At 59.5% G+C, this 18,490-nt stretch carries 18 protein-coding genes; 4 read left to right on the forward strand and 14 right to left on the reverse strand.

All coding sequences use genetic code 11. The annotated features are described in order from the left end of the window. Nucleotides 1-19 precede the first annotated feature (19 nt). Entirely contained in the window at nt 20-538 is a 519-nt protein-coding gene (gene sodC, locus LCH65_RS08300; protein ID WP_058416405.1) for a superoxide dismutase family protein, read from the forward strand. A 109-nt stretch (nt 539-647) separates the two neighbouring features. On the opposite strand, the gene LCH65_RS08305 is transcribed toward sodC, so the two are convergent. Next, nucleotides 648-857 carry a DUF2945 domain-containing protein gene (locus tag LCH65_RS08305; protein ID WP_003433541.1) on the reverse strand — a complete coding sequence of 70 codons (210 nt, stop codon included), beginning with the start codon at nt 855-857 and terminating at the stop codon, nt 648-650. 157 nt (nt 858-1,014) lie between these two features. Here LCH65_RS08305 and LCH65_RS08310 point away from each other — a divergent pair, with 157 nt between their 5' ends. After that, nucleotides 1,015-1,452 carry a GNAT family N-acetyltransferase gene (locus tag LCH65_RS08310; protein ID WP_058416406.1) on the forward strand — a complete coding sequence of 146 codons (438 nt, stop codon included), beginning with the start codon at nt 1,015-1,017 and terminating at the stop codon, nt 1,450-1,452. Between the two features lie 54 nt (nt 1,453-1,506). Here the strand turns inward: LCH65_RS08310 and LCH65_RS08315 are convergent, their stop codons facing one another. After that, complete coding sequence (locus LCH65_RS08315; protein ID WP_054080697.1) at nt 1,507-2,112, reverse strand: DUF6508 domain-containing protein; 606 nt, start codon at nt 2,110-2,112, stop codon at nt 1,507-1,509. A 131-nt stretch (nt 2,113-2,243) separates the two neighbouring features. Here LCH65_RS08315 and LCH65_RS08320 point away from each other — a divergent pair, with 131 nt between their 5' ends. Further along, the gene (locus tag LCH65_RS08320; RefSeq protein ID WP_058397446.1) at nt 2,244-3,983 is read left to right on the forward strand and encodes a dipeptidase; all 1,740 of its coding nucleotides are present in this window, start codon (nt 2,244-2,246) and stop codon (nt 3,981-3,983) included. Nucleotides 3,984-4,088: 105 nt separating this feature from the next. Here LCH65_RS08320 and LCH65_RS08325 read toward each other — a convergent pair whose 3' ends face one another. Next, a complete protein-coding gene (locus tag LCH65_RS08325; RefSeq protein ID WP_058416407.1) occupies nt 4,089-5,345 on the reverse strand; it encodes a sensor domain-containing diguanylate cyclase in 1,257 nt (418 codons plus the stop codon). A gap of 318 nt (nt 5,346-5,663) precedes the next feature. Here LCH65_RS08325 and LCH65_RS08330 point away from each other — a divergent pair, with 318 nt between their 5' ends. Beyond that, nucleotides 5,664-7,034 carry a gluconate:H+ symporter gene (locus LCH65_RS08330; RefSeq protein ID WP_058416408.1) on the forward strand — a complete coding sequence of 457 codons (1,371 nt, stop codon included), beginning with the start codon at nt 5,664-5,666 and terminating at the stop codon, nt 7,032-7,034. Between the two features lie 51 nt (nt 7,035-7,085). Here the strand turns inward: LCH65_RS08330 and LCH65_RS08335 are convergent, their stop codons facing one another. The 11 genes from LCH65_RS08335 to LCH65_RS08385 form a co-directional block, all read right to left on the reverse strand. Continuing rightward, the gene (locus LCH65_RS08335; RefSeq protein ID WP_058416409.1) at nt 7,086-9,332 is read right to left on the reverse strand and encodes an EAL domain-containing protein; all 2,247 of its coding nucleotides are present in this window, start codon (nt 9,330-9,332) and stop codon (nt 7,086-7,088) included. Between the two features lie 484 nt (nt 9,333-9,816). Continuing rightward, nucleotides 9,817-10,305: an NUDIX domain-containing protein gene (locus LCH65_RS08340; protein WP_083515796.1), complete on the reverse strand. Its 489-nt coding sequence runs from the start codon at nt 10,303-10,305 to the stop codon at nt 9,817-9,819. 6 nt (nt 10,306-10,311) lie between these two features. Further along, complete coding sequence (locus LCH65_RS08345; RefSeq protein WP_226439295.1) at nt 10,312-10,998, reverse strand: GntR family transcriptional regulator; 687 nt, start codon at nt 10,996-10,998, stop codon at nt 10,312-10,314. Further along, complete coding sequence (gene hpxZ / locus LCH65_RS08350) at nt 10,995-11,390, reverse strand: oxalurate catabolism protein HpxZ (protein ID WP_003433523.1); 396 nt, start codon at nt 11,388-11,390, stop codon at nt 10,995-10,997. The genes LCH65_RS08345 and hpxZ overlap by 4 nt, the downstream gene beginning before the upstream one ends. After that, nucleotides 11,390-12,067, reverse strand: a complete 678-nt coding sequence (locus LCH65_RS08355) for an isochorismatase family cysteine hydrolase (protein ID WP_058416410.1) — start codon at nt 12,065-12,067, stop codon at nt 11,390-11,392. Before LCH65_RS08355 ends, hpxZ begins: the two co-directional genes overlap by 1 nt. After that, nucleotides 12,064-13,605, reverse strand: coding sequence for an ATP-binding cassette domain-containing protein (locus tag LCH65_RS08360; protein ID WP_161937170.1), 1,542 nt, complete (start codon nt 13,603-13,605; stop codon nt 12,064-12,066). Before LCH65_RS08360 ends, LCH65_RS08355 begins: the two co-directional genes overlap by 4 nt. Next, nucleotides 13,602-14,288, reverse strand: coding sequence for an isochorismatase family cysteine hydrolase (locus LCH65_RS08365; protein ID WP_003365215.1), 687 nt, complete (start codon nt 14,286-14,288; stop codon nt 13,602-13,604). The genes LCH65_RS08360 and LCH65_RS08365 overlap by 4 nt, the downstream gene beginning before the upstream one ends. A 4-nt stretch (nt 14,289-14,292) precedes the next feature. Next, nucleotides 14,293-15,309: a formamidase gene (locus LCH65_RS08370; RefSeq protein WP_058416412.1), complete on the reverse strand. Its 1,017-nt coding sequence runs from the start codon at nt 15,307-15,309 to the stop codon at nt 14,293-14,295. Nucleotides 15,310-15,334: 25 nt separating this feature from the next. Further along, complete coding sequence (locus LCH65_RS08375; protein WP_004406591.1) at nt 15,335-16,255, reverse strand: ABC transporter permease; 921 nt, start codon at nt 16,253-16,255, stop codon at nt 15,335-15,337. Then, a complete protein-coding gene (locus LCH65_RS08380) occupies nt 16,248-17,357 on the reverse strand; it encodes an ABC transporter permease (protein WP_058416413.1) in 1,110 nt (369 codons plus the stop codon). Before LCH65_RS08380 ends, LCH65_RS08375 begins: the two co-directional genes overlap by 8 nt. A gap of 9 nt (nt 17,358-17,366) precedes the next feature. Further along, complete coding sequence (locus tag LCH65_RS08385) at nt 17,367-18,476, reverse strand: BMP family ABC transporter substrate-binding protein (RefSeq protein WP_003433508.1); 1,110 nt, start codon at nt 18,474-18,476, stop codon at nt 17,367-17,369. Nucleotides 18,477-18,490: the final 14 nt, after the last annotated feature.

Consider the following 18,490-nt stretch of genomic DNA (forward strand, 5'->3'; position numbering starts at 1 on the left):
TCAGGGACGCATTGAAATTATGAAACCTCATCTTTTGCTAGGTCTGCTTGGCGTTTTCTCCTTCGGTGTTCAGGCTGCATCGCTGGACGTTCCGATCAATCTGGTCAGCGCTGATGGCGCCCCCAAACCTGTCGGCAGCGTTACGGTGAGCGAAACGCAATACGGCTTGCTGTTCACTCCGAATCTGAAAGAGCTGCCTGCGGGCATCCACGGTTTTCATGTGCATGAAAACGGCAGTTGCGAAGCGGGCACCAAGGACGGCAAGAAGGTCGCAGCCCTCGCGGCTGGCGGTCACTTCGACCCGGCCAAGACCGGCAAGCACCTGGGTCCTTACGCCGATGGCCATCTAGGCGATCTGCCTGCGCTGTACGTGGCTGCTGACGGCACTGCAACTTACCCGGTGCTTGCCCCACGCCTGAAGAAACTCTCGGAAGTCAAAGGCCACGCGCTGATGGTTCACGCCGGCAGCGACAACCATTCCGACCACCCCGCACCTCTGGGCGGTGGCGGTGATCGTGCTGCCTGTGGCGTGATCTGACGGACCGTGCCTGCATCCGTTTCGGGTGCAGGCGCGCCAATCGGTAAAGCTTTCTCGCGTAAGTGAGACGTGCGCTACACCGTTCTCTCCACAACGCGGCGCGGAGCAATCACGCGTGCTTGAGCGCATCCCCATGATGCATCGCCGAATGGCCGGTCTTGTCGCTCTTCACTTCGTACTGCGGATCGTCCTTTGAAGCAGGCCGATGTTTGCCCATGAACTCAACGTCCTTCACATGTACTTTAGTGACTTTGCCATGCACCTGGCCCGCCTCGGAGTTCCAGTGTACGGCGTCGCCAACTTTGAATGCGGTGGTCATTCAGACTTCCTCAGTGGGGAGCGAATGATCTGCAGCATTCGCTCGGTATTGTTCGGAGTGTCCGGCGCGGGAAGAATTCACTGCGGTTGATCGTGTGCCTGGCCTTTATCTTGCTCATGCTCATGTACCTGCGATCCGTTATGAGGGAATTGATTACATGAGGAAGTGGCTTACAGGCTCACAGATTGACAATGATCAAACCCGCGCTGTTGTTGACGGCGTCTTGCAACATGGCCGCGCATTGTCCGAAGCGAAAGGGGGAGTGGCTGATCCGATCGCCTGCATGATCATGGAGAACGATCTATTGATTGGCGGCGCCACAGGCCGAACCGAGTTCCAGCGGCTGTTTGTGAGTTACCTGTGGATCGATGCCGGGTGGCGCGGAAAAGGGCTCGGGGCGCAGACCCTGAACAGGCTTGAAGCGTTGGCCATCGAGCGAGGCTGTACTGACGCTCTGATCGAAACGCTGGATGACGATGTTGCCAGATGGTACGCGCGTTGCGGTTACGTGCCGATCGCATGTCTTCCACGCTACTGTGGCCCCTGGAGCCGACATACGCTATTGAAGTCGTTCGGTGCACAGGAGCGCATGTGAAAGAGTCAGGTATGCACTGTTATGGCCCGACACTCTGACTGATTGTCACGAACTTCAATCCTCGCGCAACACTGCCAGCCTGCGTAAGATCTTCAGCACGTAGCCTTTTTCGATCATCGCACCATTGTGGCCATCGCAAAAACGCTCGCCTCTGATGCAGTAGGTCAGCAAGGTTTGTATATCAGCGAGGTTTGCCTGGGCCATATAGCTGTCGTCATTGAGCATGTCCGCCGCGCCATGATTAAGGTAATCAATATCACACCAGCAGTCTTTGGCCACCGCGTGATAAAACGCTTCAACTACCGGAAAGTAGTCTGGCCAATAGGTGTTTTCCTTGACGATATAAGTCTTGATCGCCACGCCGTCTGGGTACAGCAGTGGCAGGTAGGAGAGCAGCTGGTCAATATCGTCGGGCCCCGGCGAAGGTTCATCAGGCAAACGTGTCTCGCTTGAGGGATGTGGCAGAAATGTCCTGACCTGTCTTGGCGTAAAACGCAGTGGTTCCGGCTCTTTATAGACTGGCAGCCAAGCCAGATTTTCCCGCACGCGTGACATGGATTCCTGCTGATCGGCAGGCTGCGCAGGCGGTAACCGATCAGGTTGCTGCCCCTTGGACTTTCGGTCGAAGCGCGCTTTCAGGCGCATCAGCAGCTTGATCATATGAGCACTCCAGTGCATCGCTTCGTTTTAGAAGGGGATTCTCGCATCACTGCTCTTGGTGTAAGTTGAAACGCTTCCTGATCAAACGATCAGAAAATCCGCACGTTGCCTGCCAAGGAATGCCTTCAATAATGAACCTGTCACTCAAAAAACTGGCTGCCTCCACCTTGATACTGGCCAGTCTCTCGTCGTTCGCCAGTCTGGCAAATGCCACTGTCACTGCACAACAGAGCGCTGTGATTCTCCAGACATTCAGTGAGACATCGGTAAAGGATTTCAGGCAGTTTCTGAACAATCTCGCCAGCGCTGATGTGGTTAAAACTGCCGATTTTGGCCCGGCTATCAGCGCCTTTCTCGACAACAAGCAACTTTCCGCATCGCAACAGAACGATATTCATCGTCTGCTTGGTCTGTATACCCGCATGAAGTATGGCAGCGCGGCTACTGAAACCCTGCGCGAGCTGGTGGCGATTCCCACTGTTCGTGTCGACGGCGTTGCCCAGCATGAAAACCCGGCGTTCATAAAGATCGCCGACACGATCAAGCGCCTGGCCGAGGGCTTCAATCTGAAGTTCCGTAACGTCGATAACCGTGTGTACGAAGTGTCGCTCGACGGGGCCGGTGACGAAGTGGTGGGCATTCATGTGCATGCCGATGTTGTGCCGGTCACGCTGGACAACTGGGTCTTGCCTGACGGCACTCGTCTGGACCCGTTCAAGGTGACGTTGATCGGTGATCGCATGTATGGACGCGGCACCGAGGACGATAAGAACGGTATCGTGGTGGCGCTTTATGCCATGAAAGTCATCAAGGAAGAAAAGCTGCCGCTGGCCAGAAACTTCAAGTTGCTGATCGATACCACGGAAGAAACGGCCGGCGACGCCATCCCGTACTATTTTGAGCGTAACCCGACGCCCGCCTACAACCTGGCGCTGGATGGCGGTTATCCCGTCGTGATCGCAGAAAAAGGCTACGGCACGGTCATGGCCAGCTTTGCTCGACGCCAGGCCGAGGGCGAGGGCGCCGAGATCGTTTCAATGACCGGGGGCATGGCCACCAATCAGATTCCATCGAAGTCGGTGGCCACTCTGGTGACCGACAAGCCTGCCGAGCTGGCTGCCAGCCTGCAACAGGCCGGTGCCGAGTACGTGAAAAGTAATGGCGGCGACTTCGAGGTCGATGCCCGCGTCGACGGCAAAGACGTCAAGCTGACGGTCACCGGTGTATCCGCACACTCGTCGGCACCCCAGTCCGGCGTCAACCCGGTCGCGAGGATGCTGGACTTCATCAACAGTCTGCGGGGCAAGGTTGCGCTCAAACAGAACCAGATCACCGACGCTGCCCGCTATGCCGCTGACAACTGGGGGCTCGATTATCTGGGCAGCAAGTTGGGCGTCGGGTTCTCCGACGACTTCATGGGGCCTCTGACCGCATCCCTGACTTACGTAGCAATGGATGAAAAGGCGTTCAAACTGGCGGTCAATCTGCGTGTGCCGAAGGGCAAGTCCCCGCAGGTCCTTAAATCCGAAATCGCTGAAAAGCTTGCGGCCTGGAGTACAAAAACTTCTATCAAGCCAGTGTTTGACTATTCCATCGCCGAGCCGATGTATCGCAATCCCGAGGGTGAGTGGGTCAAGGCGCTGCTGGCTGTTGCCAGTGAAAATCTCGGCATGGAGCACACCTTTGGCACGTCGGCTGGCGCTACGTCGGTCCATTCATTACCCAACGGTGTGCAGTTCGGTCTGGCAAGACCCGAAGTCAAATACACCGGCCATACGGATAACGAGTTCAAGACCACCGGACAGTTCTTGCTGGATCTGCAGATCGTCACCGAGATGATGGGGCGTATCGGACAGTTGCCGAAGCTCTGACACGATGTCCGGGCCTGTTGTAATGACAGGCCCGGTTTCGATGAGCGGTGTTCACTCCGATGCGTGGGCGAACGACGCGGATGACGAAGAAAGCCGGGTCCTTGCCTAAGCGCATTCCACACGGTTGCGGCCCAGGCGCTTGGCCTGATAGAGCGCCTGGTCTGCGCGCTGAATGAGGCTGGCGGCCGTTTCCCCGGTGCTCAGTTCTGCAACGCCCAGAGAAATGGTCACCGACCCTGTTTCCGGAATCACCAGGCTTTCAACGCTCTTGCGAATGCGCTCCGCGAGTTCGGCCGCCTGTTTCAACGAGCTGTCGGGCACCAGGATCAGAAACTCTTCTCCTCCCCATCGGGCGGCGACGTCCAACAGGCGGATACGCTGTTTGAGGATGGCCGCAACGCTGGTGATTACGCTGTCGCCGGCAGGATGGCCGTACCGGTCATTGACCGCCTTGAAATGATCGATATCGCAGATGATCAGACTGAACGGCTTGCCCGACATACTCACCGCAGGTATCTGTCGCTCAAGCGTATGCTCGGCTGAGCGACGGTTATCCAGCCCGGTCAGCGGATCGCTGTGAGCAATCTCCAGCAACTTTTGCTCACGGCCCAGGCGTGTGGTCACATCCTGGCTGATGCTGACGTAGTGGGTGATTGCGCCCTCCAGGTTACACAGCGGAGAAATGCTGTGTTCCGCATAGAACAGCGAGCCATCCTTGCGCTTGTTGATGAAGGTCGTGCGAAGCGGGGCGCCACTCTTCAGCGCTTCCTTGAATTGCGCATAGAACGCCTCATCGTGTTTTCCAGAGCTCAGTATCCGCGGGTTTTCGCCGAGGATTTCGCTGCTGCTGTAGCCAGTGATCTGCTGAAAAGCCTCATTGGCAAACACGATGGTGGAATTGCAGTCGGTGATGATAATCGGATCAAGCGCAGCGTTCAGTGCCTGCGCCAGCAGGTGTTGCTCACGCTCGGCCCGGATGCGCGGGCTGATGTTCTGCTGCACAGAGACAAAGTTGCACACCGAACCTGCATCGTCGCGCACGGGAGAAATTTTCCATTCGACGATGTAAGGACTTCCGTCCGCGCGGTAATTGACTGTCGACCCTTCGAAAAAAAGGCTTTCACTCAGGCATTCGCGCATCCGCTCGATCACTTGAGGATCGGTGTCCGGGCCTTGCAGGATCCGTGGCGAGGCACCGATCAATGCCTCGGCCGTGTAGCCGGTCATGGAGCAGAATGCCGGATTGACGTACACAATGAAGGGGCCGCCATTGGCCAGATTGGCGTCGGTGATCAATACGGCATTGAATGACTGTTCGACAACTGCTTCAAGCAAGGCAAGACGCTGACTGGATGAGGTCATCTGATTTCCTGTCGAGTGATCCGTTAATTGATCGCGGCTCTGATCAGATAATGTGTGACGCAATGCCGGTTGGACAATGGGTGCAGTGAGTTGGACCGCAGGCACCGAGCACTGGTTGCACGGGCACTATACCTCCAGGAAAAAACGCGCGCATGACTCCCCGTGCAGCGCCCAAGTATCTGAGCGGTTTGGCAAATATTAACTGCGACGTGATGTCGCATTCCGGTATCGTTCGGTCAATTGAAACTAATTGTTTCTGACTCTCTCGGGGTGCGCGCTGAAATGCGTCCTGAAAAAACGAATGCCAGGAGGTCTGCGTTGGATTTGTCGTCTGCTGCCTGGGTGTTTCACGACACCCGTCTGATTATCTGCTGCCTGATTGCCATTGCCACGATCATCTTGCTGATCAGCGCTACCCGGTTGCCACCTTTTCTCTCCATCCTCGTCGGCACGTTCATCGCCGGTATCGGCGCGGGTTTGCCAGCCGAGGCTGTTGCAAAAGCCTTTAGTAAAGGCGCGGGCAGCATTCTTGGCGAGGCCGGAATCATCATCGCGCTGGGGGCAATGCTTGGCGCGTTGATGGCCGAGTCGGGGGCGGCGGATCGTATTGCCTCCACCTTGCTCAGGCTGGGCAAGGGCCGCATGTTGCCCTGGATAATGGCGCTGGTGGCGATGGTCATCGGCTTGCCGCTGTTCTTTGAAGTCGGTCTGGTGCTGATGGTGCCGATCATCTTCGTCATGGCGCGTCAGTCCGGTCAGCCGCTGCTGAAAATCGCGATTCCGGCACTGGCGGGTATGACCACCTTGCACGCTTTGATGCCCCCGCATCCCGGCCCGTTGATTGCGGTCAGCGCGTTGCATGCCGATCTGGGGCTGACCATGCTGTTGGGGTTGTGCATTGCCGTGCCGGCGGTGATTCTCGCTGGTCCCTTGTACGGCAACTGGCTGTCCGGACGCATGCACGTTGCAGAGCCAGCCGAGCTCGGTGAATTGTTCAGTGCCAAGCCTGAAACCAGTCGCCAGCCAGGGTTCGGCATCTCGCTGCTGATCATCCTTTTGCCGGTGATCCTCATGCTCGGCAGCACCTTTGCCAAGATCGCCCTGGAGCCTGAAAGCAACATCGCGCTGACCTTGAAGTTTCTCGGTGAGCCGCTGGTAGCGCTGGGTATCGCGGTGCTGGCGGCAACTGTTTGTCTGGGCTGGGCCAACGGGCTTTCCCGTGAACACGTCGGCGGTACATTGCGCAAAAGCCTCGCGCCCATCGCGGTACTGTTGCTGACCATCGGCGCGGGTGGCGGCCTCAAGCAGACGTTGCTGGATGCGGGAGTCAGCCAGACCATCAGCAAAGTGGCGGAAGGTGCGCACATGCCTTATCTGCTGCTCGCCTGGCTGATTGCCGTGGCACTGCGTCAGGCCACTGGTTCCGCGACCGTGGCGACCACCACGACCGCAGGCATACTCGCGCCGATGATGGCCGGGCTTGCGCCGGTGCAGGCCTCACTGGTGGCGCTGGTGATCGGTGCCGGCTCGGTGTTCTTCTGCCACGTCAACGATGCAGGCTTCTGGATGGTCCGCGAATACTTCGGCCTGCAACTCAAGCAAACCATTTGGGTCTGGTCGGTGTTGCAGACCATCGTTTCGGTGGTCGGGCTGATCGGGACATTGCTGCTGTGGCACTGGCTGACGTGAAGCCCTGCGGGAGGGCCGGGAATCATTCCGGCCCATCAACGTCGGCGTAAATCAGGCAGTGCATTCGGCTGCGGACTTGATGATATGCAACAGTGCCTCTGAACGCATCGGCCTGTTCAACAGATAACCCTGAAAGTAAGGGCAGCCCATTTTGCGTAGCAGGTTGTATTGTTCCGCTGTCTCCACACCTTCCGCCGTGATATCCAGGTCCAGTGCTCGGCCCAGCGACAGGATGCTGCTGACAATGGCTTCGCTGCGCTCATACGTCATCATTCGGGACACGAAGGAGCGATCGATCTTCACGGCATCGATCGGGTAACGGTCGATGTAGCCGAGCGAGCTGTAACCCGTACCGAAGTCATCCAGCGCTACTCTCACGCCGAGCTGCCTGATCTGTCGGAGAATCTCCGCGATCGCGTCAGGCTGATAGAGAAACACCGATTCGGTGACCTCGATCTGCAGCTGGCCCGCAGGCAGGCCGGTGGAGGCGATGATCCGTGTCACCTGATCGACGAACCCGGGATGGCTCAACTCTTTTCCGGACACATTGACATTGAGCCTCAGGTCCAGGTGAGGGAACTGCTTGCGCCAGGCCTGCACTTCGCTACAGGCCTGATGCATCACCCAGGCCCCCAACTCATGAATGATCCCGAGGTCTTCGGCAATCGGGATAAACGCATCGGGGGAAATGATGCCCATGGTGGCGTGGTTCCATCTGACCAGGGCTTCGGCTCCCACCAGATGCTCACAGTCGCCGCTGTAGATCGGCTGATAAAAAACCAGGAAATCCTTGTTTTCCAGTGCCTGGCGCAATGCATTCTGAATCACCAGCGTGTCGATGGCCGCCTCGCGCATCGAGGCGTTGAAAATGTTCCAGCGTCCTCTGCCCTGTTTTTTTGCGGAATACATGGCGACATCGGCGTCACGCAGCAACTCTTCGGGCTTGGTATGGCTTTCACCTGCGGTGACAATGCCGATGCTGCACGAGATGAAAATGTCCTGGCCTTCGATCTGTATTGCCGTGTGCAATTGACTGACGATACGTTCAGCCATTTTTACGGCAGTCTCCGGCTGATCCTTGCCCATCAGCAGGATTGCAAATTCGTCGCCGCCGATTCGCGCCAAAACGTCATTCGAGCGAACGCAGGTCTGCAATCGGTTCGCGACCGCCTTGAGCAACTTGTCACCGGCCAGGTGCCCCATGCTGTCGTTGACCACCTTGAAGCCGTCCAGGTCCAGAAAGAGTACCGTTGCCCGTTCGTAACGAGAGTCACGGGTTACAAAGGCCGTGGTCAATTCGTTCATCAGGTAAGCGCGGTTGAACAGTGAGGTCAGCTCATCGTGAAAAGCGATATAGGTCAGCTCTTCGGAAATACGCTCGCGTTCCTCCAGCCGGCTCTGTAACGCAAGCTTTTCCTCCCACTCCAGCCGAGCTCGCTGAGCCAGTTGCTGGGACTCCTTGCGCTCGGTGATATCGCGCTGCACAGATACCCAATGAGTGAACCAGCCTTTTTCGTTGGCCACCGGCACAATGCTCAGCTCGACCCAGAACTGGCTGCCATCCTTGCGGGTGTTGAGCAGTTCGACTTCAACCGGTCGCCAGTGACTGAGTGCCTCGCGAATAACGTCCAGCGTTGCCCGACTGGTGTCCTCACACTGCAGAATCCGTGGCGTGCGACCTATGACTTCGTCTTCCGTGAAACCGGTTATTGCCAGAAACGCAGGGTTGCAATAGACGATACGCGGGCCGGGCAGATCGATGGGTTCCGCTTCGGTGATAAGAATCGCGTCATTGGCGTTGATGACAACCGATTCAAGCAAGCGCAGGCGTTCGAACGAGGTGACCAGCGGGTTATTGGCTTCGGGATCACGTCCCGGTTGCAGGTAAGTACGAATATGAACAGCCTGGGCCTGCAGCGCATAACGTTGCGCTGCGCTCAGCACTGTTGCGTCGTCGCTGTTGCTCAACAACATCGCGCCCAGCAACTCATGCCTGAAGCCACGAATCGCGACGTAGATCAGGGTAGGCCCTGAGCCATTCGCTTCGATTGCCTTCGCCGGGCTGTCATGACCGACCAGCACCACGTCTCCATACGATGAGATCATCCTTAACCATGCTTCGTCCGCCTTGGTCTGGCTTTGACCAACGCTGACCAACTGCTCCCAGCCTGTAGCGCTGGATACCATCAGCAGAGCGGCGTTGCACGAGGCGGAATGAGCAGCGGCCTGCAATACCTTGGCAACATCTTCAATATTCTTTGGTATGACGTGGTCGTGCTCATAGCCCTGAGGGTTCATCGATCGCTATTCCTGAATGGCATGCATGTATAGTCCGGATCCTGTTCGGCAGCGCATAAGCCGTGGACGCGTTCCGTGGACCTCTTCCAGTTGCGCTAAGAGATCGTCTGACGGGTTCAGCTGATTTTTTTCAGCCAGCACCACGTACAGACTTGATGTTGCTAAAAGACGTTTGGTCGAAGCGACGAGTGACCTACTGGATAACGTGCCCCTCAGTCAGCTGCGGATCGCACCTGCTGTTACGGCTCATGTTTAATACAGTGAGTTCTTGCTGATGCCTAAGTGCTATTACGCACTAATGTTTACGACAGGGCGGGTTTCAAAAGGTTGCATGGAAGAGTGGATGTCCGGATGGAGTGCTAGCCCTACTGCCAAGAAAGAGTGCAAGGCAGATAGTCGAAGTTGGCTTGTTTATATGAATGGCCCGTGCAGAGAAGTTGAGGGAGTCGTTCGCAGTCATACCCGTTGTGGCATTACGATGCTGCTAGCGCTGAGTTTTAAAGACACCCGCTTTCTCGAGTACTCTCACTAGGTTATCGGGCTTGATGATTTCCATTGTCGAGTTCAGTTCATTGGCGGACCACCAATGATGCTCTGTCATGACCTGAGTTTCCTGCAGCGTCCATTCTGATCGAGAGACTATCTGACGCTCTGTGTGCACAACGTAATACCGCTCAACGGCGAGTACGGTTTCACCATCAGGGAGGAGCATCGGAAAACGTCTGTTGGCAACATGCCCGGCAACCGAATTGACCCTGATGCCGGTTTCTTCGCGCAGTTCACGCAGGGCGGCGGCCTCGAAAGTTTCGCCGTCCTCTACGCCCCCTCCAGGTGTTGCCCAATAATTGTCGCCGGCCAACGCCCCGGTTGTGTGCTGAAATCTGAACAGCAGTACCCTCATCGACGGACTGACGATTAACAGGCGCGATGATTTGCGCTCACGCAATGGTTTGTCTGCCTTGAAAGTGGGCATGAAACCTCACGCCTCATACCGCCGTCGTGCATCACTGAGCATGGAAATCGTCAGTTTGCGTACTTCCAGTTTGCTGATCTCTACATGGGAGCGCAGCAGCAATAATGCTTCGTCGCGTTTGCGCGCCTGAAGGGCATTGAGGATCGCGGCGTGTTCGAGGTAGGTATGTTCGATACGGGCGCTTTTGAAGAAGTCCAGGCGGCGCACAATACGGATGCGCTCGGTCACTTCCTGATGGATGCGGGCCATTTCCAGGTTGCCTGACGCCGCCACCAGTTGGGTGTGAAACTGCTCATCGAGGTCGGTGACCACTTGCATGTCTATTTGCCAGCTGTCGCGATCGACCAACCAGTGCTGGCGCAGAATAGTGAGTTCCGGATGCACCTCGGCGGATGCACAAATGCGCTCGACCGCCGCGCACTCCAGCACGATGCGCAGATCGTAGAGTTGGTCGATCTGGTTGAAATCCAGAGGCTTGACTGACCAGCCACGTCGGAACTCGACGTCCAGGTAGCCTTCGCGCTGGAGGCGGTAGAGTGCGTCACGCACCGGTGTTCGCGAGACCTGATAACGGTCGGCCAGCTGGGTTTCGGTGAACCGGTCATAAGGCAGCAGATAGAAGTCGAAAATCTCCTGCTTGAGCCGCCGATAGACGTCTTCTGCCAGCGCGTTGGTGGTGTTCGGGGAATTCAAGGGCGTGGCTCCAGGCTGCTCAGGTCAATGCTGACATGTGCAGCAACGACTTTCCAGCCGCCCTCCAGTCGCGCCCAGGTCTGCATCTGCCGACCGAGGCGCTGGGTGACGCCATCGTGAAACTCGGTACTGACCGTGGCGAAGTCTTCACCGAAGGTGCTCACCACGGTGCGCAGCAGCGTGCGGCCCGGTCCGACCGGCTGACACTGGCGCCGATAGCGCGCAATCGTGTCGGCGCCATGCAGGTTCTCCGCGACGCCGTAGCGGACGGTCTGTTCGGAATCCCAGAAATATGCATCCAGCGTGGTCAGTTCATTGGCCAGCAGGGCGCGTTCGTAGTCGCGAAAGGCGTGGGTCACTTCAGCGACCACGTGGGGGAGGTTGATGTCCATCAATGTGTACTCCTTGTCTGCAGCGCCTGCTCCAGGTCCGTCAGTGAGGCGACGCGGCCAACAATCCCGCCTTGTGCGGTGATCATCTCCAGCGTGGCCCGTTTGAATACGGGGAAGTAGCTTTCGGTCGCATCCTCGATCAGCAGGCAGCGATAACCCCGGTCATTGGCTTCACGCATGCTGGTCTGCACGCAGACTTCGGTGGTGACGCCTGCAAAGATCAAATGGGTGATCCCGGCGTCGGTCAGCCGCGGCTGCAGATCCGTGGCGAAGAACATACCTTTGCCGGGTTTGTCGATGACCCACTCGCCAGCGAGCGGCGCCAGGGTGTCGATAATCTGATTGCCGGGTTCGCCGCGAATCAGGATGCGTCCCATCGGACCAGGATCGCCGATGCGCAGGCCCGGCGAGCCATGGTCACGTTTGGCTTGCGGGCAATCGGCAAGGTCCGGGCGGTGTGATTCGCGGGTATGGATCACCGCAATGCCTTCATCGCGGGCCAGCGTCAGCAGGCGTTGCACGGACGGTACGATGGCTTGCAACGGTGCGACGTCGTTGCCCAGTGCGGCACCAAAGCCGCCGGGTTCGAGAAAATCGCGCTGCATGTCGATGATCACCACAGCGGTCCGGGACGTGTCGAAGGTGAAGCTGTCAGGGCGCGCGTTGACCTTGATCATGCCGGTTGCCCCGCGAGATGCTCGGCACCGGCCATGTGTCGGCCCAGCTCGGTACGGTCAGCGTCCGCTGCACTGGTTTCAAACACCAGCTCGCCGTCGTGGATAACCACGATGCGGTCTGCCAGGCTCAGCAGTTCGTCGAGGTCCTCACTGAGCAGAACGACCGCTGTGCTGCTGTTGCGAGCGTCGATCAGGCGCTGGTGAATGAGCGCGACACTGGCGAAGTCCAGACCGAATACCGGGTTGGCGACGATCAGTACCGCGACGTCGTGGGTCAGCTCTCGGGCCAGTACAGCGCGCTGCACGTTGCCCCCTGACAAAGTGCCGATGGGCCGGTTCGGATCGTTGGGCGATACCTGAAACTGCTCAATCAGGCTGCGTGCTTGCACACCTGCGGCGCGACGATCCAGGCGCCAGCCCTGACGGCAGAGCGGCGGCTGGTCGAAATTGCGCAGGGCCAGGTTGTCAGCCACGCTGAACGTGCCGATGCAGGCGTTGCGCAGGGGCTCTTCGGGCAGGCTGAACACGCGCAGGCGTTGCATCTGTTCACGCCGCGCGTGGTAAGGCTGACCGTCGACCGCTATCTGCCCGGCGCTGAAGGCTCGCTGGCCGAGCAGCGCTTCGGTCAGTTCGCGCTGACCGTTGCCGGAGATGCCTGCAACTCCGACGATCTCACCCGGGTGAACGGCCAGAGACAGGTTTTTCACCGCCAGCGTGCCTTTGTCGCCAGGCACATCCAGGCCTGTCACCTGCAACTGCGGCGGACGAGCCGCCATCACCGGGCGCTCGGTGCTCACTCCGCGCACCTGTGCGTTGCCCATCATCCACGCTGCCATCTGTTGTGTGGTGGTGTCAGCCACTGCTGCACTGCCCACCCAGCGGCCTTTGCGCAAAACGGTGACGTCATCGGCGTAGGTGCTGACTTCGCGAAATTTGTGCGTGATCATCAAGACGGTCAGTTCGCCACGATGCGCCATCGCCTGCATCAGCCCCAGCACTTCGTCGGCTTCCTGCGGCGTGAGCACCGAGGTGGGTTCGTCGAGAATGACCAGTCGACGCTCCAGATACAGCTGTTTGAGGATTTCCAGTTTCTGCTTTTCGCCGGCCGCCAGGCTGCTGACCGGACGATGGATGTCCAGTCGAAAAGGCATTTTTGCCATGAACGCTTCCAGACGCTGGTGCTCGCTGGCCCAGTCGATACGCCACGGCAGATCGCCACGCGACAGCACCAGGTTTTCCGCCACGCTCAGGCCCGGCGCGACGGTGAAGTGCTGATACACCATGCCGATCTGCAACTGATGAGAGTCGCGCGGGGTGCGAATCTCGTGTTCGCGGTTGTCGATCAGAATGCTGCCCGACTGCAGCGGGCTGTAGCCGATGATGCCTTTGACCAGCGTACTCTTGCCGGCACCGTTCTCGCCGAGCAGGGCGTGGACGGTGCCGGCGCGGACCTTGAAGGACACCTCGTCGAGTGCGCGAAACGCTCCGAAATGCTTGCTGGCACCAATCGTCTCAAGACTCGGGGCGCGCATGTTCATGCTCCCAACAGGTCGCGAAGCATTGAGGAATGGCCGACTGCGCCGAACACGCCACCCTGCATTTTGACCATGCTCAGGGCCGCCGCATGATTGCCAGGGTCGGTCGCCCCGCAGCAGTCTTCCAGCAGCAGGCACTCGAAGCCACGGTCATTGGCTTCGCGCATGGTGGTGTGCACGCAGACGTCGGTGGTGATGCCGGTCAGGATCAGATTGTCGATGCCGCGAGTGCGCAGAATCAGTTCCAGATCGGTGGCGCAAAAGGAGCCTTTGCCGGGCTTGTCGAGCACGATTTCGCCGGGCAGCGGTGCCAGCTCGTCGATGATTTCCCAGCCCGGCTCGCCACGTACCAGAATCTTGCCGCACGGACCTGGGTCGCCGATTCCCGCGCCGATGCGCTGCGAACGCCAGCGTTTGTTGGCGGGCAAGTCGCTGAGGTCTGGGCGATGGCCTTCGCGGGTATGGATGATGGTGAAGCCCAGCGGGCGCATCGCGGCGAGCAACGCCTTGATCGGCTCGATGGGCGCACGGGTCAGTGCCAGGTCGTAACCCATGCTGTCCACGTAGCCGCCGACGCCGCAGAAATCGGTCTGCATGTCGATCACGATCAAGGCTGTGTTGTGCGCATGCAATTGGCCGTTCCAGGGCCAGGGGTAGGGCGCCGATGCAATATGACGTTCGCTCATGGCATTACTCCTCCCAACTGCTGGGGGTAGGTTTGAAGTCGCGCTCGGGGGCCGCAAACCCGCACGAGCTGCCATCGGTATGCACGACATCGTTTTCCCACGGCAGACGGTACTGGCCTGCGCTCAGGTCGTGCATGTAGGTGTAGGGGCAGTCGCGTGCGCCGCCCTTGACCGCCACATAGCCGCGATGCCCGAATTGATAGATGTTGTTCTCCACGCCCCAGTGCACACGGGCTTCGCGGACCAGGTCGGGGCGCAGTTCGCAGCAGACGATTTCGTCGGCCCGGCCACCCCCTTCAGCCATGATCGTACCGTCGAAGTCGACAAACATCGCTTCGCCCATGGAGTCGAACGTGCCGTCGGAGCCGCACATGCAGACGCTTGCGGTCTGCATCAGGTTGGTGAAGGCGTTGCTCTGATTGGTGATCTTCCACGAGTGGCGGATCGGTGCGGTGTAACCCGCGGTGCGCAGCATGATGTCGGCGCCCTTGTAGGCGCACTCGCGGGCCATTTCCGGGAACATGCCGTCGTGGCAGATGATCAGCGCCAGCTTGCTGCCGCGCGGTCCGTCGCAGACCGGAATACCCAGATCGCCCGGCTCCCACGGTTCGACCGGCACCCACGGGTGCAGCTTGCGGTAGTACAAGCGGATGTCCCCGAGGTCATCGACGATCAGGCCGCTGTTGAACGGGTTGCCGTGCGGGTTGGCTTCCATGATCGAGAAGCAGCCCCATATCCGGTGCTTCTTGCACGCCTCGCGCAGCGCAAGGACTTCCGGGCCGTCGAGGCTGCACATGATCTCCGGCGCCGTGCTCATCGACAGGCCGTGCAGCGAGTATTCGGGAAATACGATCAGGTCCATGCCCGGGTTGCTGCGTCGCGCTTTGGCAACCATGCCGACCACTTTCTGCGTCTGCGCCCACAGCGCCTCGCGCGTATGCGGATCGGGCAGCGCCAGTTGCGCTAGGCCGATCACCACGCCCTTGGGCGACTTGTTCAAACCACCAAGACCACTGGCCATGCAATGTCTCCTCGAAAAGATCAGTTCATCGCGTCAGGCTGAGTTCGCCCGGCGCGCCATTCAGAGTGCGACCACGGCGGCAGGTGGCGTACATCACCACCAGCGTCAGCGCATAAGGTGCTGCGGCAAACAGGTAGTAGCCGGTGCTGATACCGACCGCTTGCAGGGCCGGGCCGATGGCACCGGCAGCGCCGAACAGCAACGACGCCCACAGACACGCCAACGGGCGCCAGCGGGCAAATATCACCAGCGCCACGGCCATCAGTCCCTGACCGCTGGACAGCCCTTCGTTCCAGCTGCCTGGGTAGTAGAGCGACAGATAGGCACCGCCGATACCGGCCAGCCCACCACCCACCGCAGTGGCCACAATGCGTACCTTGAGCGGTCGATAGCCCAGCGCCTGAGCGGTTTCAGCGTGGTCGCCGACCAGACGCAGCATCAGCCCCCAGCGCGTGGTGCGCAGCCCCCAGTGCAGAACGAACGCCAGGGCTGCACCGACGAAGAACAGCACATTGATGTTCAGCGCCGAGCGCACGCGTTCTTCGCTGCTCCAGGCTCCCAGCGCCAGTGAAGGCAGCATGGGCGCCTGTGGCTGGATAAAGGCTTTGCCGAGAAAGAACGCCAGGCCGGTGCCGAGCAGAATCAGCGCGATGCCGAACGCGATGTCGTTGACCCTTGGCAACGAGCACGCCAGCCCATGCAGCAGGCCCAGCAGAATGCCGACCCCTGCAGCCGCGCCCACCCCCAGCCACGCCGATCCGCTCAGGCACGCGACGGCATATCCGGACATGGCGCCAGCCACCAGAATGCCCTCCAGCCCCAGGTTGATCCGGCCGCTCTTCTCGGTCAGGCATTCGCCCAGGCTGACGAACAGAAAAGGTGTGCCGACGCGGATAGCGCCGGCCAGCAGGGCGAGGAGAAAGGTAGTCAGGTCGATATCAGCCATGTTGCAGTGCTCCCTTGTCGAGCGGCGCAGGCACCGCCGTCAGCCTGATCTTCCAGGCGGCGATACGCCCACCCAGGGCTTCCCAGAGCAGCAGATTGGTGAACAGCAGACCTTCAAGAATCAGCGTGGTGGCGTCCGGCAGACCGAGTCGTCGTTGCAGCAGTCCGCCACTGGCCTCCAGCCCGCCAAGCAGGATGGCGCAGACGATAATTGCCAGCGGATGATGGCGAGCGGCGAAAGCCACGAGGATGCCGCTGGTGCCATAGCCTGCGATCAGCGCGGCGTTGGCGCTGCCTTGCACTGCGGTGACCTCGAACATGCCGGCCAGACCCGCCGCCGCACCGCCCAGCAGGCAACTGAGCATGATCAGCCGGTCCACGGGCAAGCCGATCATCAGCGCGGTACGCACGTTGCCGCCGACCACGGCGAGGGCAAACCCCTTGACGCTGTGGCGCACCAGCACATACGCCAGCAGGCAGGCGACGACGCCCGCCACCAGTCCCCAGTGCACCTCGAAACTGTCGCTGATCGTGCCGATCATGTAGGCATCGTCCAGCGGCGGCGTCGAAGGCTTGTTCAGGCTTGCCGGGTCGCGCAGGGGGCCTTCCACCAACTGCCGGAACAGTGCCAGGGCGATGTACGAAAGCAGCAGGCTGCTGATCGTTTCATTGACCCCGCGACGCTGGCGCATCCAGCCACTCAGACCGATCCACAGTGCGCCCACGGTCATTGCCGCGACGGCCATGCAGGCAAGCATCAAACCGGCTGGCAGATGGCTGAGCCACAAGGGTGTCACGACGGCAGCCAGGCCGCCCAGTACCAGCGCACCTTCACCGCCGATGATGATCAGCCCGGCTCGCGCGGGCAGGGCGACGCACAGCGCGGTCAGCATTAGAGGCGCGGCGCGTTGCAAGGTGTTTTCCAGGGCGAACCACGAGCCGAACGCGCCTTCGCCGACCAAGTGCAGCGCCTGCCAGGCAGGCTTGCCCTGAACCGCCAGAAACAGCCCGAACAGCACGCACGAGGAAAACACCGCCAGCACTGTAGGCAACCCTGGCAACAGCGCGCTGGCCAGGCGGCGCAGACTTATCGATGAACTCATGAACGTTCCTCAGATCTGGCCAAGCACGCCTTCGACCAGGTAATTCATGCTCTCCAGCGCAATATCGGTCTGGCCTTGTGCAACACCATCGGCAATCACCACGTTGCCCTTGTTGTCCTTGAGCGGGCCTTTGAAAATCACGAACTGACCGGCCATCATCTGCGCCTTGATGGCATCCGCTTTCTGTTTGGCGTCGGCTGTTACCGCAGGCCCGTAGGCGGACGTTTTGACGAAGCCTTCCTTCAGCCCGCCGCGCAGGAAGTTGATCATCGGCGCGCCGCTCTGGGCTGCCGCGACGTGAGCACGATAAGGCGTCTCCCAGTTCCATTCGGCACCGGTCAGGTAGCCCTTGGGCGCCAGCGCAGCCTGGCTGGCGTGGTAGCCACAGGTCATCACACCGCGTTTTTCAGCTGTCTCGACAATCACCTTGGGCCCGTCGACATGGCAGGTCAGCACGTCACAACCCTGGTCGATCAGGCCGTTGGCAGCTTCTGCTTCCTTGACTGGCAGCGACCAGTCACCGGTGAAGATCACCGTGGTGACGATGCTCGGGTCGACCGAGCGGGCTCCCATGGCGAACGCGTTCAGGTTGCGCAGCACTTGCGGCACAGGTTTGGCGGCGACGAAACCGAGCTTTTTGCTCTTGCTCATGTGCCCGGCGATCACGCCGTTGAGGTATTGCGCTTCGTCGATGTACCCGAAAAAGCTACCCGCGTTCATCGGGTCGCGACCTTTCTGCCAGAGACCGCCGCAGTGCGCGAAACGGACGTCCGGGTACTTTTTGGCGACCTTGACCACGTGCGGTTCGAAATAGCCGAACGAGGTCGGGAAAATCAATGTGGCGCCGTCCTGACGGATCATGGCTTCCATGGTCTTCTGTACGGCCACGGTTTCCGGAACGTTTTCTTCCTCGATCACTTTGACGTTGGGCAGCGTCTTGATGATGGCCGCTGCCTGAGCGTGGGCCTGGTTGTAACCAAAGTCGTCGCGAGCGCCGACGTAGATAAAACCCACTACCAACGGCGCATCGGCTGAATAGGCGCGACCGAAAGGCAGCGCTGCGCTCAGGCCGATAATGCCCGCTAACTTGATGAAACTGCGACGATCAACATTCGACATGTGTGCTACCTCGG

The sequence above is a fragment of the Pseudomonas sp. MWU16-30316 genome, assembly GCF_020515645.1.
Classification (GTDB): domain Bacteria; phylum Pseudomonadota; class Gammaproteobacteria; order Pseudomonadales; family Pseudomonadaceae; genus Aquipseudomonas; species Aquipseudomonas cerasi.

Coding starts and splice junctions, on each gene's coding strand:
- LCH65_RS08355 (WP_058416410.1), bottom strand. CDS start 12,067: ATGATCAAGGTCAACGCGCGCCCTGACAGCTTCACCTTCGACACGTCC.
- sodC (WP_058416405.1), top strand. CDS start 20: ATGAAACCTCATCTTTTGCTAGGTCTGCTTGGCGTTTTCTCCTTCGGT.
- LCH65_RS08380 (WP_058416413.1), bottom strand. CDS start 17,357: ATGAGTTCATCGATAAGTCTGCGCCGCCTGGCCAGCGCGCTGTTGCCA.
- LCH65_RS08340 (WP_083515796.1), bottom strand. CDS start 10,305: ATGCCCACTTTCAAGGCAGACAAACCATTGCGTGAGCGCAAATCATCG.
- LCH65_RS08325 (WP_058416407.1), bottom strand. CDS start 5,345: ATGACCTCATCCAGTCAGCGTCTTGCCTTGCTTGAAGCAGTTGTCGAA.
- hpxZ (WP_003433523.1), bottom strand. CDS start 11,390: ATGGACATCAACCTCCCCCACGTGGTCGCTGAAGTGACCCACGCCTTT.
- LCH65_RS08305 (WP_003433541.1), bottom strand. CDS start 857: ATGACCACCGCATTCAAAGTTGGCGACGCCGTACACTGGAACTCCGAG.
- LCH65_RS08320 (WP_058397446.1), top strand. CDS start 2,244: ATGAACCTGTCACTCAAAAAACTGGCTGCCTCCACCTTGATACTGGCC.
- LCH65_RS08365 (WP_003365215.1), bottom strand. CDS start 14,288: ATGAGCGAACGTCATATTGCATCGGCGCCCTACCCCTGGCCCTGGAAC.
- LCH65_RS08375 (WP_004406591.1), bottom strand. CDS start 16,255: ATGGCTGATATCGACCTGACTACCTTTCTCCTCGCCCTGCTGGCCGGC.
- LCH65_RS08370 (WP_058416412.1), bottom strand. CDS start 15,309: ATGGCCAGTGGTCTTGGTGGTTTGAACAAGTCGCCCAAGGGCGTGGTG.
- LCH65_RS08385 (WP_003433508.1), bottom strand. CDS start 18,476: ATGTCGAATGTTGATCGTCGCAGTTTCATCAAGTTAGCGGGCATTATC.
- LCH65_RS08315 (WP_054080697.1), bottom strand. CDS start 2,112: ATGATCAAGCTGCTGATGCGCCTGAAAGCGCGCTTCGACCGAAAGTCC.
- LCH65_RS08310 (WP_058416406.1), top strand. CDS start 1,015: ATGAGGAAGTGGCTTACAGGCTCACAGATTGACAATGATCAAACCCGC.
- LCH65_RS08335 (WP_058416409.1), bottom strand. CDS start 9,332: ATGAACCCTCAGGGCTATGAGCACGACCACGTCATACCAAAGAATATT.
- LCH65_RS08360 (WP_161937170.1), bottom strand. CDS start 13,605: ATGAACATGCGCGCCCCGAGTCTTGAGACGATTGGTGCCAGCAAGCAT.